The 14,102-nt window shown below is 72.4% G+C and carries 11 protein-coding genes; 6 read left to right on the top strand and 5 right to left on the bottom strand.

Annotation, left to right across the window (positions count from 1 at the left end; all coding sequences use genetic code 11):
- Window positions 1–63: 63 nt before the first annotated feature.
- Genes ACZ6B8_RS14475 through ACZ6B8_RS14465 form a run of 3 tightly spaced genes read right to left on the bottom strand, consistent with a single transcriptional unit; the run spans window position 64 to window position 2,516 of the window.
- Window positions 64–855, bottom strand: coding sequence for an ABC transporter permease (locus ACZ6B8_RS14475; RefSeq protein ID WP_471086938.1), 792 nt, complete (start codon window positions 853–855; stop codon window positions 64–66).
- On the bottom strand, window positions 852–1,799 hold the full coding sequence (locus tag ACZ6B8_RS14470; protein ID WP_471607416.1) for an ATP-binding cassette domain-containing protein: 948 nt from the start codon (window positions 1,797–1,799) through the stop codon (window positions 852–854). Before ACZ6B8_RS14470 ends, ACZ6B8_RS14475 begins: the two co-directional genes overlap by 4 nt.
- Window positions 1,800–1,844: 45 nt before the next feature.
- Entirely contained in the window at window positions 1,845–2,516 is a 672-nt protein-coding gene (locus ACZ6B8_RS14465; RefSeq protein ID WP_471086932.1) for a DUF4097 family beta strand repeat-containing protein, read from the bottom strand.
- Between the two features lie 287 nt (window positions 2,517–2,803).
- On the opposite strand from ACZ6B8_RS14465, the gene ACZ6B8_RS14460 reads away from it, so the two are divergent.
- The 6 genes from ACZ6B8_RS14460 to ACZ6B8_RS14435 all read left to right on the top strand — a co-directional run bounded on the left by ACZ6B8_RS14460 (window position 2,804) and on the right by ACZ6B8_RS14435 (window position 12,864).
- Window positions 2,804–3,568, top strand: coding sequence for a GbsR/MarR family transcriptional regulator (locus tag ACZ6B8_RS14460; RefSeq protein WP_471607415.1), 765 nt, complete (start codon window positions 2,804–2,806; stop codon window positions 3,566–3,568).
- Window positions 3,569–5,444: 1,876 nt separating this feature from the next.
- Window positions 5,445–6,815, top strand: a complete 1,371-nt coding sequence (locus ACZ6B8_RS14455) for an FG-GAP repeat domain-containing protein (RefSeq protein WP_471607414.1) — start codon at window positions 5,445–5,447, stop codon at window positions 6,813–6,815.
- Between the two features lie 138 nt (window positions 6,816–6,953).
- A complete protein-coding gene (locus tag ACZ6B8_RS14450; RefSeq protein WP_471607413.1) occupies window positions 6,954–8,387 on the top strand; it encodes an FG-GAP repeat protein in 1,434 nt (477 codons plus the stop codon).
- A gap of 189 nt (window positions 8,388–8,576) precedes the next feature.
- Window positions 8,577–10,064 (top strand): VCBS repeat-containing protein, encoded by a 1,488-nt coding sequence (locus ACZ6B8_RS14445; protein WP_471607412.1) that lies wholly within the window; start codon window positions 8,577–8,579, stop codon window positions 10,062–10,064.
- Window positions 10,065–10,182: 118 nt separating this feature from the next.
- Complete coding sequence (locus ACZ6B8_RS14440; RefSeq protein WP_471607411.1) at window positions 10,183–11,673, top strand: FG-GAP-like repeat-containing protein; 1,491 nt, start codon at window positions 10,183–10,185, stop codon at window positions 11,671–11,673.
- Window positions 11,674–11,823: 150 nt separating this feature from the next.
- Entirely contained in the window at window positions 11,824–12,864 is a 1,041-nt protein-coding gene (locus tag ACZ6B8_RS14435; RefSeq protein ID WP_471607410.1) for a Yip1 family protein, read from the top strand.
- A gap of 97 nt (window positions 12,865–12,961) precedes the next feature.
- Here ACZ6B8_RS14435 and ACZ6B8_RS14430 read toward each other — a convergent pair whose 3' ends face one another.
- Both ACZ6B8_RS14430 and dcd read right to left on the bottom strand, forming a co-directional pair.
- Window positions 12,962–13,459 (bottom strand): phosphoribosyltransferase, encoded by a 498-nt coding sequence (locus ACZ6B8_RS14430; protein WP_471086911.1) that lies wholly within the window; start codon window positions 13,457–13,459, stop codon window positions 12,962–12,964.
- A gap of 8 nt (window positions 13,460–13,467) precedes the next feature.
- Entirely contained in the window at window positions 13,468–14,043 is a 576-nt protein-coding gene (gene dcd / locus ACZ6B8_RS14425) for a dCTP deaminase (protein ID WP_362376648.1), read from the bottom strand.
- Window positions 14,044–14,102 lie beyond the last annotated feature (59 nt).

Raw genomic sequence — 14,102 nt, 5'->3', positions numbered from 1 at the left:
TCCGCCTTCGGGCGGGACCGGCCTGTCGCTTTTCGTTCCGGGTCGTGCTCACTGCCATCCGGCTTACCGGGGGTCGCGGTTGAACTTCGACGTCGACCAGAAGTAGCCGAGCACCGCGAGCCCGACGCACCAGCCGATGGCGAGCCAGCCGTTGTCGCCGATCTCGCTGCCGAGCAGCAGCCCGCGCAGGGTCTCGATGGCGGGGGTGAACGGCTGGTACTCGGCGATCGGCCGGAACCAGCCCGGCATCGCGTCGACCGGCGTGAACGCGCTGGAGAGCAGGGGCAGCAGGATCAGCGGCATCGCGTTGTTGCCGGCGGCCTCGGCGTTCGGGCTGACCAGGCCCATGCCGACCGCGATCCAGGTGAGCGCCAGGGAGAAGAGCACCAGCAGCCCGAACGCGGCCAGCCACTCCAGGGCGGTGGCGTCCGTGGACCGGAAGCCGATGGCGAGGGCGATGGCGCCGACGAGCACCACGCTCATGACCGACTGCAGCACGCTGCCGACGACGTGTCCGATGAGCACCGACGGGCGGTGGATCGCCATGGTGCGGAGGCGGGCGATGATCCCCTCGGTCATGTCGTTGGAGACGGAGACCGCGGTGCCGATCAGCGTGCTGCCGACGGTCATCAGCAGCAGGCCCGGGACGACGTACGCGATGTACGCGGCGCGGTCGACGTGTCCGTCGCCGATCCCCGAGCTCATCGCGTCGCCGAAGATGTAGACGAAGAGCAGCAACAGCATGACCGGGGTGAGCAGCAGGTTCAGGGTGAGGGAGGGGTAGCGGCGGGCGTGCAGGAGGTTGCGGCGGAGCATGGTGGAGGAGTCGCGTACGGCGAGGGAGAAGGTGCTCATCGAAGGGCCTCCATGGGCTGCTGGACGTCGCCGGTCAGGGCGAAGAAGACGTCGTCGAGGTCGGGGGTGTGGACGGTGAGTTCGTCGGCCTGGATGCCGGTGGCGTCGAGGCGGTCGAGGGTGGTGCGCAGGGCGTGCTGGCTGCCGTCGCTGGGGAGGTGCAGGGCGAGGGCCTCTTCGTGGTGGGTGGCGTCGTGGAGGGTGGCGGCGGCGGTGCGGTAGGCGGCGGGGTCGGTGAAGCGCAGGCGGACGTGGCCGCCGGGGATGAGGCGCTTGAGTTCTTCGGCGGTGCCGTGGGCGGCGATCCTTCCGTCGTTCAGGACGGCGATGCGGTCGGCGAGTTCGTCGGCTTCCTCGAGGTATTGGGTGGTGAGGAAGACGGTGACGCCGTCGGCGACGAGGGCGCGGATGATCTGCCACATGGTGTGGCGGGAGCGGGGGTCCAGGCCGGTGGTGGGTTCGTCGAGGAAGATGATGCGGGGGCCGCCGACGAGGGTCATGGCGATGTCGAGGCGGCGTTTCATGCCGCCGGAGTAGGTGGCGGCGGGCTTCTTGGCGGCGTCGGTGAGGTCGAAGCGTTCGAGGAGTTCGGCGGCGGTGCGGCGGCCTTCCCGCTTGGACAGGTGGTGCAGGTCGGCCATGAGGAGCATGTTCTCCTCGCCGGTGATCAGGCCGTCGACGGCGGAGAACTGTCCGGTGACGCCGATGGTGGCGCGCACCGCCTGGGGGTGGGTGGCCAGGTCGTGGCCGCCGACGTGCAGGTCGCCGGAGTCGGCGCGGATGAGGGTGGAGAGGATCTTCACGGCGGTGGTCTTGCCGGCGCCGTTCGGGCCGAGCAGCGAGAAGACCGTGCCTTCGGGGACGGCCAGATCGATGCCGTCGAGGACGGTCTTGTCCCCGTAGGACTTGCGCAACCCGTGCGCCGCGATGGCCAGGTTCGTCATGGTGGGTGTTCCCTTTCGAGGCTGCGAGGGGGCTTCGGCGGCGGCTCAGAGGCTGCGGGCGGAGATGTCGCCGTAGGCGGTGGTCGCGTGGATGTTCAGGCCGGCGTCGGCGCCCTCGGCGTTGCGGAGCGTGTTGTGGATCCGGCCGTACGTGGTGCCGGCGTCCAGCGAGGCGGAGACGCCGCGGGCGGCGCCGACCGAGATCTCGCCCGCGTCGGTACGGAGTTCGACGGTGCCGCGGACGGCCTCGGCGATCCGGAGGTCGCCCTTCATGGTGCTGATCTCCGCGGATCCGGTGAGGCGGCCCACCGAGACGTCGCCGTCCATCAGGGCGAGCCGGGCGCCGGCGGCCTCGTCGAGCTTGACGGTGGCCTGCGCGCTCTCGAAGTCGACGTCGCCGAGCCGGCCGACGCCGCGCAGTTCGGCGGTGGCCGCCTTCGCCTCGACCCGGGATCCGGCGGGCAGTTGGACGGTGACCTCCACGGAGCCGGAGCTGCCGAGGAGGCGGTTCTTGGGTGCGGCGGCCGCGATCCGCAGCACGCCGTCGGCGTACTCGACCGCGACCCGCTCCGCCGCCTTGACGTCCTTGCCGTTCGAGGCGTCCGCGGGCCGGACCTCGACCGCGGTGTCGGACCGGTCGGCGGCGATGAACTGGAGGCGGCCCGCGGGGATGTCGAGGACGGCGGAGATGGCGGCGGGGGTGTCGAACTTCTGCACGGTGTGCTCCTTGGCTGTGTGCGCTTCCCGGCTGGGCTGTGCGCTTCTTGGCTGTGTCCGCTTCGGCGGTGTGTGTGCGCCTCGGCGTTTCCGATGAGGGAAAAGCTACGTTGCCTTTCCATTCTCGGCAACGACTTCGTTGCACCCGGATCGCGAACTAGCAGCTCAGCACCACCATTTCATTGCAACGGAAGTAAATCTAACGCAACGCACAGGAGCCGTTGCGTTGCAATGGCTAGGAATCGAACGCTATGCTGCCCCTATCGCAGACGACCGAGGAGGCCGTGATGCCGGGAGGCAGACTCACTCAGCAGGAACGCCGGCAGATCGCGCTGGGCCTGGCCGACGACCTCGCCTACGCGGAGATCGCCCGCCGCCTGGAGCGCCCCACCTCGACGGTCACCCGCGAGGTGATGCGCAACGGCGGCCCCGCCGGCTACCGCGCCGACCTGGCCCACCGCGCCACGGAACACCGCGCCCACCGGCGCAGGCAGGCCCCGGCCCGGAGCGCGCAGGCGTCCGCGCCGTCCTCACGGGGGCGCGACGAGGAGGCGGTACGCGAGTACGAGGAGGTGCTCGCCACCGTCTTCATGCAGTCGGGCCTGCCCAAGATGACCGCCCGGGTCCTCGTCGCCCTCTTCACCACGGACGAGGGCAGCCTGACCGCGTCCGAACTCGTCCAGCGGCTGCAGATCAGCCCGGCGTCCGTCTCGAAGGCGATCGCCTTCCTGGACAGCCAGGGCCTGGTCCGCCGGGAGCGCGACGAGCGCCGCCGCGAGCGGTACGTGGTCGACAACGACGTCTGGTACCAGTCGATGATGGCCAGCGCACGGGCCCACGCCACGCTCGTCGAGACGGCGCGCCAGGGGGTGACGGTCCTGGGCCCGGACACCCCCGCCGCAGCGCGCCTGGAGAACGTCGCCCGCTTCGTCGACTTCGTCTCGGAGAGTCTTGTGCGGGCGGCGGAGCAGGCTCGGGGGATCCTCAGTGCGAAGCCGGAGCCGGAGCCGGGGGCGGGAGCGGAGCCGGGGTCGGAGCCGAGCGCTCCGTAGCGGGGGGGGTGTCGTGAGGCGCGGGTGCCGGGGACTTCGGTGGGCCGGTGTCTTCGATGGGTACCGGGGCCGCCCGGGTGTTTGCGGAGTGTGGCGCCTCCGGGCCGGGAGTAAAGGGCGCTCCTTCGTCGCGTCGGCTTCGCCGATTCCGCTGCGCTCCACCCTTGACTCCCGTCCCTCCAGCGCACGTTGACGTTCGACCCGGACGGCCAGGGGTGAGGCGGCGGACCTAGCCGGTCGGGTCATCAGCTTTCGCGGCCGGGTGCGGACCGGCCCATCGCGGGCGGACGCCACGGTGCGCGCTCGGCCAGCCACGCGGCCCGGCTGGTCGGGTCATCAGCTCGCGTCGCCGGGTGCCGACCGGCCCATCGTGAGCCGACGCCACGGTGCGAGCTCGGCCCACGGCCCGGCTGGTCGGGTCATCGGCTCACGCTGCCGGGTGCGGACCGGCCCATCGTCGGCGGATGCCACCCTCGCTGCAACGCCCGGGGGGTCTGGCACCTACTTCGGCAAAGTTGCGAATGAGGACGCCGCGCGCCCCCTGCCACCACGGCGAATGCGCCCCAACTCGCCGACTCGGGCACCTACTTTGGGAAAGTTGCGAAGCAGGTACCCGCGCGCCCCCTTTCCGCGCTCCATGCGCCGCCGCCACGGTCGCGGCTCGGCCAGCCACCCCCAATCGCGCCTCAGCCCTTCAGCCTTCGCCGCCGACGCAGACCGGATCATCGTGGGCACGGCCCACGGGGGGCGGTCAGCCCGGGGGCATCTCTGCTCGGGTCGGGCACCTACTTTGGGAAAGTTGCGAATTGGGGTGCCGCGCGCCCCGGCGACGCGACCCGTGCGCCGCCACGCATCGGGGCCTGGGGGCGGTCACGTGCAGTGGGGGCGCGCGGGCGGGAGCAGAGGGGGCGCGCGACGATCCGATTCGCAACTTTCCCAAAGTTGGTGCCGCCGGGGTCCCGGATTATTCCCCCTGCGGCCCTTACCGTCGCGGGGCCCCGGCCCCATAGCTGGGGCGTGCTGCAAGAAGTCTGCTGGGAGTCCCATTCTCTCTGCGAGTTGCCTGCAATCCCCCAACCCGACACCCACATGCCAACGTTGACCGAGCCGGAGATGCCCCCGCCTCCCGGCGCCAGGCCCGAAGACCGGGCGGCGCACAGAGCGCGGGAAGGGGGCGCGCGGGAATCTGCTTCGCAACTTTCCCCAAGTAGGTGCCAGACCCCCCGGCGGGACATCGGGACATCGGGACATCGAGGGTGACGTCCCCCGACGATGGGCCGGTCCGCACCCGGCAGCGTGAGCCGATGACCCGACCAGTTGGGCCGTGGGCCGAGCTCGCATCGTGGCGTCGGCTCACGATGGGCCGGTCCGCACCCGGCCGCGCGAGCTGATGACCCGACCAGCCGGGCCGCGCGGCTGGCCGAGCTCGCACCGGGGCGTCGGCCCACGATGGGCCGGGCCGCACCCGGCAGCGAAAGCCGATGACCCGACCGGCTAGGTCCGCCGCCATCCCCTGGCCGGCCGGGTCGGACGTTTCGCTGCGGTGGAGGGACGGGAGTCAAGGGTGGAGCGCAGCGGAATCGGCGAAGCCGACGCGACGAAGGAGCGCCCTTTACTGCCGGCCCGGAACCGCCACACTCCGCAAACACCCGGGCGGCCCCGGTACCCATCGAAGACACCGGCCCACCGAAGGCGCAGAGCAGGACCGAGCCCCGCCCCCCCCGGCGTAATGGAAACGGGACCCCGCCGTCCTTATGCCGGGAGAGGGAGGGGAGCATCATGGGCTGGTTGTTGTCTGGCGAGGTCGTCGGGGCGGGTGAGGGGCATGCGGAGTGCCGGGATACGGGGCACGCGGGGTGCGCTAGGCACGAGGGGTATGTGGAGTACGCGAGGCGCGGGCCTCGGCTCACGACGCCACGCCCTGGCCGGCGCCCTCGCCTGCGCATTGGTCCTCGCGGGCTGCGGCAGCGGAAGCGACGACGGCGACGGCGCGAAGGACCACCGCGGCCATCCCGTCGGCATGGCGGGCAAGGACCCCGCCCAGCGCCCCATCCCGCCCGGCAAGGGCAGCAAAGCCGGCGACGACTTCAACGGCGACGGCGCCCGCGACCTCGTACTCGACGACCTCGTGCACCGCGACCACGGCGACGACGCGGGGATCGGCATCGTCTACGGAGGCAAGGACGGGCTCGTCCCGGGAGCCCGGCAGTTGCTCAGCGCCCACGCCAACGGCGCCCGCATCAAGGGCGAGCTGCCCGCCGCCTTCGAGTCCGAGGCCTCCTGCGACCTGGACGAGGACGGCTTCACCGATCTGATCGTCTCCACCGACCCCCCGTACGACGGCCGGGGCCGCCCGCCCGTGCCGCTGCAGATCCTCTTCGGCTCGCCCAAGGGCCTGACCGGCAAGGCGGTGCGGCTGCGCGTGCCCGACCAGGCACGCTTCGGCAACGACTGGCCGGACCAGCCCGTCTGCGGCGACTTCGACGGCGACGGCGCCCACGACCTCGTCCTGCACGCGAGCGAGGCCCGACTGACGTTCCTGCGGGGGCCGTTCAAGCGGACCGGCGCGCCGCGGGCCGCGGGCAAGCCCGTCACCGGCCCCGGCAACAACCTCGTGTCGGGCCGCGCCACGGACGTGGACGGCGACGGCTACGACGACGTACTCGTCCGCAAGGCCGCGAACGCCTCCGGCGCCGCCGTCAGCGCCCTCGTCCTGGGCGGCCCGAAGGGGCCCGGCGAGACCGGCGTGCTCTTCCCGGCGGGTACGGACGTCGCGTTCGGGCGGTTCGGCAGGGGCAAGGGCATGGACGCCGCCGTCGCGTCGCCGAAGGGCATCGCGCTGCGGTACGAGGTGCCGGGCACCCTGCGCGGTTCCCTGGAGGCCAAGAACGTGTCGGTCGACGCGGGCGACCTCGACGGAGACGGCCTGAGCGAGCTGATCATCAGCGGCGAGGGCAGCGGCAGCGGGGGCGGCGCGGGCGACGTGCGGATCCTGAGGGGACGTACCGCGGGGCTCGCCCCCAACGCCACGGCGATCACCCGGCCCGCCGCCAAGGGCACGACCCAGGTGCTCCAGGTCGCGGACTTCGACGGGGACGAGCGGGCGGACCTGGTGGTGCGCACGTATCGCGGGGACAGCGCGGACACCGTGGCCGTGCACCCCGGCCGGGAGAGCGGCGAGCTGATCGCGCGCGACCCGCAACTGACCTTCTCTACGGCGGAGTTCCTGTCGTTGAGCGACGACTGACGGCGACTCGCCCCGCCACCCCCGACGCACAACCCTTCCCGCACCCCACGCGTCACACTCCCGGAAGACATGTCCTGCCCACGGCCTCACCCAGAGTCCGCGGACGCCCAGCCAGCCCCACCCCTTCCGGGAGTCACCGTGCGCGTACGAAATCTGGCCGTCACCACCACCGTCGCGGCCCTCGCCGCCACGGGCCTGACGCTGCCCCTGGCCGGTACGGCGGGCGCCGCGCCCTCGAAGATCCGCGCCGACTACAACGGCGACGGCTTCGTGGACCTCGCCGTCGGCGTGCCGGACGCGACGGTGGACGGCAAGGCCAAGGCCGGTTACGTCAACGTCGTCTGGGGCGGTGCGGGCGGCCTCGGCAAGCACGGCTCCACCACCGTCAGCCAGGCCACCGCCGGCGTGCCCGGCACCGTGGAGGCGGGTGACGGCTTCGGGTCCGCCGTCGCCTCCGACGACATGAACGGCGACGGATACAGCGACCTCGTCGTCGGCGCGCCCAAGGAGGACACCGACATCGGCCTGAGCACCGGCACCGTCGCGGTCGTCTGGGGCGCCGCCACCGGGTTCAAGGGCGGCTTCACGGCCGCCAACGGCAGCTTCGGCGACGCGTCGTTCGGCGCGCTGCTCGCCACCGGCGACTTCGACAAGGACGGCGACAAGGACATCGCCCTCAACTCCCACTTCGACGAGTCCAGTTCGGTCGTCGTGCGCCCCGGCCCCTTCACCGCGGGCTCGTCCCCCGCACTCTCCCGGGTCGACGGCTGGCACTTCGCGGGGCCCGCCGCCCTCGCGAGCGGTGACTTCGACGGGGACGGCGGCGACGACCTGGCGATCTCGTACCACGGCATGGAGACGAACGGCACGACCGTGCTGAGCCGCGCCTCCGGCCAGTGGAAGGAGACGTGGGGCACGTCCGACCGCAGCGACAGCGCCCTCGTCGCCGGCGACTTCGACGGTGACGGCACCACCGACCTCGCCGTCGGCGACGTCCGGCCCAACCCCGAGTCCGAGGAGACCCTCTGCGCCGACCGGCTCGGCGGCGCGGTCCTCACCGTCTACGGCAAGCGGGGCGGCGCACTCGGTGACGGCGGCACCTCCTGCACCACCCAGGCCTCCCCCGAGGTCGGCGGCACCGCGGAGGCCGGTGACAACTTCGGCGCGCACCTCGCGGCCGGCAACCTCGACCGCGACGGCATCGACGAGCTGATCGTCGGCGCGGACGCGGAGGCCGTCGGCGACGCGGGGAACGCGGGCACGTACTGGGTCCTCGCCGCCACCGGCCCGGGCCGGCCCCTGGCGGGGCCCGCCTTCAGCCAGAACTCCGCGGGCGTCGCGGGCACGGCGGAGGCGGACGACCGCTTCGGCGCGGACGTCTCGGCGGGCGACTACAACGGTGACGGGTACCCGGACGTGGCGGTGGGCGCGCCCGGCGAGGACGCGCGCAAGGGCGGTGTCTGGTACGCGCCGACCCCGAAGGACGGGCCGAAGCCGCCGGTCACGTCGGTGACGCCCGGCAAGCTCGGTCTCGCGGGGGCGCGGGAGTACGGGATGGTTCTCGGTCGATGAGTCGATGAGTCGATGAGTCGGCGGGGCGGTGAGCCAGTGGGGGTGAGCCGGTGAGCCGGTGGCCGTCCTGCCAACTCACGCGCCCCATACAACCCTTGCCCCCCTCCAGCGGTCTCCCCTTCGCCGCCCCCACATCCCATTGACCGCGGATGCCCGCCAGGCATCCCCGCCCGCCGCAGGAGAACCCGCATGGCCAAGCACAAGCGCACCTCCACCGCCGCCCGCTCCAGACGCGGCCGCCTCGCCGCGTCGACGGCCGTCGCCGCCGCCCTCACCGGGGGGCTGCTCACCGTCACGGCCGCCTCGGCGTCCGCCGCGCCCGCCGAGCCGCTGCCCTCGCACGAGGCGGACTTCAACGGCGACGGCGTCGCCGACCTCGCCACCTCCGCGTCCGGCGCCCACGTCGCCGGCAAGGACTCCGCGGGCCAGGTCTCCGTCACGTACGGCGGCAGGACCCTGCGCCACAAGACGTTCAGCCAGAACAGCGCGGGCGTCCCCGGCTCCGCCGAGAAGGGCGACGGCTTCGGCGCGGAGACCGCGTACGGCGACTTCGACCGCGACGGCTACGACGACCTCGCGGTCGGCGTGCCCGGCGAGGACGTCGGCAGCGACACCAACGGCGGCACCGTGCAGATCCTGTGGGGCTCCGCGAACGGCCTCACCGGCGGCACGACCGTGCAGGACCCCCGGCCCTCCGGCCACGACTTCTTCGGCTCGCCCATGCAGGCCGGCGACTTCGACGGCGACGGCACCACCGACCTCGCCATCGGCGCCCGGTCCGGCGCGGCCACCATCGACGTCATCAACGGCGGCATCTCCCGCGACAACGACACCAGCGCGAGCCACTACACGATCAAGCCCGCCATCATCGGCGGCGAGGGCGCGGGCCCGTTCAACCTGCACTCCGGCGACGTGAACGGCGACGGCCGGGACGACCTGATCGTCGACGGCTACTCCACGGCCGACGACTACAACGCCAACCTGTGGGTGCCCGGCACCCCGGACGGCCTCAAGACCGCCCGGCAGCAGCGGCTGCCCGGCGGTCTCATCACCGACGTCGGCGACACCGACGGCGACGGGTACGGCGACATCGTCATCGGCCTCCAGTGGGACGACGAGATCGCGGGCGCGCACAAGGGCGGTTCGGTGCACGTCGTGCACGGCAACGCGAACGGCCCGTACGGCGACACGCAGGTCTTCACGCAGGACAGCGCGGGCGTGCCGGGCACGGGCGAGAAGGGCGACTCGTTCGGCACCGAGCTGGACCTCGGCGACATCAACGGCGACGGCCACCTCGACCTGGTGGTGGGCGCGGCGGGCGAGGACCTCGACGGCGTCGTGGACGCGGGCTCGGTCACCGTCATCTACGGCGCGGCGGACGGCTCGGGCCTGTCCACGCGGGGCGCGGCCTTCCTCGACCAGAACACGCCGGGCGTCCCCAACTCCAACGAGAAGTACGACTTCTTCGGCTCGGACGTCCATGTGGACGACCTGAACGGGGACGGGCGGGGCGACGTCACGGTCGGCGCGTCCGGCGAGAACGCGGAGAACGGCGCGTTCTACCCGCTGACCAGCAAGGCGGACGGCACCTTCGCGGGTGCGTCGGGTGTCTACACGTCGACGCTGGGCATCTCGGCGACGGGCCGGGCCCGCCTCGGCTCGAACTTCGCGGACTGACCCAACCCGTCCCCACCACCTGGCAGTTACGCCATGTGACCGGCCGGTCCCGCATCCTTCCACCGCGGGCCCGGCCCCTCCTCCCTCCCCCCCAGAGAACCGAAGAGTCGGAGCCCCCATGCGACCACGCACCCTCGCCCTCGCCGTCGCCACCGCGCTGGCCGCCACCGGCCTCGCTCTGCCCCTCACGGCCACCACCGCGACCGCGACCCCCGCCGCCCCCTCCGCCCCCTCCGCCCCCACGAACCGCGTCGAGAGCGACTTCGACGGCGACGGACGTGCCGACCTCGCCGTCGGCGTGCCCTCCGGCACCGTCGACGGCAAGGCGCGCGCCGGATACGTGAGCGTCCTCTTCGGCGGCGACGACGGCACCAACCCGCACAACGTGCGCCGCATCACCCAGGCCACCGTCGAGGTGCCCGGCACCCCGGAGGCCGGCGACCGGTTCGGCTCCGCGCTCACCACCGCGTACATCGACGACGACCAGTACGCCGACCTCGTCATCGGGGCGGCCGGCGAGGACATCGACGCCAAGAAGGACGCCGGCTCCGTCACCGTCCTGTACGGCACCGGCGACGGCTTCGCCCTGGCCAACACCGCGGCCCGCGGCGCCAAGGCCGGCGACGCGTACGGAAACGCCCTGACCGCCGCCGACTTCACCGGCGACACCGACGTCGACCTCGCGATCGGCGGCACGGACCAGATCGTCTTCAACGCCAACCCGTACACCGCCCGCACCACACCCGTCATCACCCGCCCCATGGGCGGCCGCGCCCCCGTCATGACGACCGGCGACTTCGACTCCGACGGCCACCCCGAGCTCGCCGTCGCCTACTACAAGCAGAGCCCGCAGTACACGCAGTCCCACGTCCAGCTCTACCGCTACGACCGGGACGACGAGTACGACGGCGACTTCGGCCTCACCTGGAGCAGCGACAACAGCGCGGCCAACGCGCTCGCCGTCGGCGACTTCAACGGCGACGGCCACGACGACCTCGCCCTCGGCAACTGCCGCGAGATCGCCGACGAGAACATCGACGACCCGTGCGGCCCCGAGGAGACCGCCGAGGGCGGCGGCATCCACATCCACTACGGGGACGGCGACGGCCTCGTCTGGAAGGGCCAGACCCTCAACCAGGACACCCCGGGGGTCCCCGGCGTCGCCGAGAAGGGTGACGACTTCGGCAACGCCCTCGCCGTCGCCGACCTCGACGGCGACGGCCGCGACGACCTGATGGCCGGCGCCCCCGGCGAGGCCATCGGCAGCGCCGCCCGCGCGGGCGCCGTCACCGTCCTCAAGGGCGGCGCGCACGGCATCCTCGACGCGGACGGCACGGCGGCGGGCGCGGTCGCGTACCAGCAGAACTCCCCCGGCGTCCCGGGCGCCGCCGAGGCCGGCGACACCTTCGGCGCGGCGCTCGCCACCGCCGACCACGACGGCGACGGCCGCCCGGACCTCTCGATCGGCTCGCCCGGCGAGAACGCCGCGACGGGCGGCGTCTGGGAGTTCCCCTCCGGCGCGCCCGGCGGCCTCGCGATCACCCCGAACTCCATTGACCTTCCGGCGTCTTCGGACCCCGAGGCGTACGGGGCGGTGCTCGGCCGCTGATGCGGGTGGGGCGGAGGGACGGGCGAGAGGCTGAGGGGTCCCACCCGTACCCCTCAGGGTCCCCCTAGGGGTTGTCACAGGTCGGCCGCAAAGCCGGTCTCCTCCGGAGGAGGGACGCCCCCACCCTCCGAGACCAGGTACGTTCGATTCGTGGCTGGATTCAGGATCGGACGCGGCCGGGACAACCGCGCCCCGCAACCGCAACAACAATCGCGGCAGCAGCCGTACGGACAGCAGGCCCCCCAGGGCAGGCGGCAGGCCCCCCAGGGCCGGCCGCAGGCCCCGCAGGGCAGGCAGCAGCCGTACGGCTACCCGCCCGCGCCGTCGCATCCGCAGCAGCAGTACGGCGGAGGCGGCCCCCAGTACGGCGGGGGCGGCCCGCAATACGGCGGAGGCGGTGGAGGCGGCGGTCAGCAGCAGTGGCCGCAGGCCGGCGGGCACCAGGGCGGCCACCACGGCAACCACGGTGAGCCGGAGTACTTCGGCGGCCCCGACGACCAGGGCCACGGCCAGGGCCCGGGCGGCCAGGGCGGGTACGACCCGTACGCGGCCAACAACCCCGGACACACCCAGGCCTTCTCCATCGGCGAGGACCCCTACACCCAGGGCGACACCTACCGCGCAGGCCAGGCGGCCACGCCCCCCGTCGGCCCCCGCCTGCACTGGAAGGACCTGCTGCGCGGCATCGTGCTGCGCCCCGGACCCACCTTCCTCCAGATGCGGGACTACGCGATGTGGGGCCCCGCCCTCATCGTCACGTTCCTCTACGGCGCGCTCGCGATCTTCGGCTTCGACGACGCCCGCGAGGACGCGATCAACGCGACGCTGTCCTCGGCGGTCCCGTACGTCCTGACCACCGGCGTCGCGATCACCATCAGCGCCTTCATCCTGGGCGTGGTCACGCACACCCTCGCCCGCCAGCTCGGCGGCGACGGCGCGTGGCAGCCGACGGTCGGCCTCTCGATGCTGATCATGTCGCTGACGGACGCGCCGCGTGTGGTCGTGGCGATGTTCCTGGGCGGCGGCGAGACGTTCGTCCAGCTGCTCGGCTGGCTGACCTGGATCGCGGCGGGCGCGCTGCTGACGACGATGGTCGCGAAGTCCCACGACCTGCCGCTGCCGAAGGCGCTGGGCGCGTCGGCGATCCAGCTGCTCGCGATCCTGTCGATCATCAAGCTGGGCACGTTCTAGCGACCCGGGACGGACGACGGACACAGGAAGGGCCCCGGCGGACTACGGTCCGCCGGGGCCCTTCTCCGTACCACGCTCCGGGTACCGCGCCCTGGGCTCAGGCGTCGAGAACCTGACCCTCACGCCGCACGACGGGCGGCTCGACGCTCCACGGGAAGTTGATCCACTCGTCGGTGCGCTTCCACACGTACTCGCACTTCACCAGCGAGTGCGACTTCTCATAGATGACGGCGGACCGCACCTCGGCGACGTGGTCGAGGCAGAAGTCGTGCACGAGCTTCAGCGTCTTCCCGGTGTCGGCGACGTCATCGGCGATGAGCACCTTCTTGTCGGTGAAGTCGATGACGTTGGGGACGGGCGCGAGCATGACGGGCATTTCCAGGGTGGTGCCCACGCCGGTGTAGAACTCCACGTTCACGAGGTGGATGTTCTTGCAGTCGAGCGCGTAGGCGAGCCCGCCCGCGACGAAGACGCCACCGCGGGCGATGGAGATGATCACGTCGGGCCGGTACCCGTCGTCGGCGATGGTCTGCGCGAGCTCGCGCACCGCGCCGCCGAACTTCTCGTAGTCAAGGTTCTCGCGCACGTCACTCATACCGCTGCTCACACCTGCGTCCGATGGAAATTGAGGAAGGAACGGGAGGCGGTCGGCCCGCGCTGCCCTTGGTAACGCGACCCGTACCGCTCCGAGCCGTACGGCTCCTCGGCGGGCGAGGTGAGCCGGAACATGCACAGCTGCCCGATCTTCATGCCCGGCCAGAGCTTGATCGGCAGCGTGGCGAGGTTCGACAGCTCCAGGGTCACGTGCCCGCTGAACCCCGGGTCGATGAACCCGGCGGTGGAGTGCGTGACCAGCCCGAGCCGCCCGAGGCTGGACTTGCCCTCCAGCCGGCTGGCGAGGTCGTCCGGCAGGGAGATGACCTCGTACGTCGAGGCGAGCACGAACTCCCCGGGGTGCAGGATGAACGGCTCGTCGCCCTCGGGCTCCACGAGCCGCGTCAGGTCGGCCTGCTCGACGGAAGGGTCGATGTGGGGGTAGCGGTGATTCTCGAACACCCGGAAGTAGCGGTCCAGCCGCACGTCGATGCTCGAGGGCTGCACCATGGATTCGTCGTACGGGTCGATCCGCACCCGTCCGGAGTCGATCTCGGCCCGGATGTCCTTGTCTGAGAGAAGCACGCACCGAGGATACGCAGAGCGCGCGGGCCCGCCCCAATCGGACGGGCCCGCGCGCGCTG

It is taken from the genome of Streptomyces sp. NPDC041122 (assembly GCF_055592445.1).
The sequence above is the reverse complement of the archived record's forward strand: the minus strand, read 5'-3'. Positions and strand labels throughout refer to the sequence as shown.

Bases quoted from the DNA above. Each gene is read 5' to 3' on its own strand.
- ACZ6B8_RS14475 (WP_471086938.1), bottom strand. From the start codon at position 855: ATGAGCACCTTCTCCCTCGCCGTACGCGACTCCTCCACCATGCTCCGC.
- ACZ6B8_RS14470 (WP_471607416.1), bottom strand. From the start codon at position 1,799: ATGACGAACCTGGCCATCGCGGCGCACGGGTTGCGCAAGTCCTACGGG.
- ACZ6B8_RS14460 (WP_471607415.1), top strand. From the start codon at position 2,804: ATGCCGGGAGGCAGACTCACTCAGCAGGAACGCCGGCAGATCGCGCTG.
- ACZ6B8_RS14455 (WP_471607414.1), top strand. From the start codon at position 5,445: ATGTGGAGTACGCGAGGCGCGGGCCTCGGCTCACGACGCCACGCCCTG.
- ACZ6B8_RS14445 (WP_471607412.1), top strand. From the start codon at position 8,577: ATGGCCAAGCACAAGCGCACCTCCACCGCCGCCCGCTCCAGACGCGGC.
- ACZ6B8_RS14440 (WP_471607411.1), top strand. From the start codon at position 10,183: ATGCGACCACGCACCCTCGCCCTCGCCGTCGCCACCGCGCTGGCCGCC.
- ACZ6B8_RS14430 (WP_471086911.1), bottom strand. From the start codon at position 13,459: ATGAGTGACGTGCGCGAGAACCTTGACTACGAGAAGTTCGGCGGCGCG.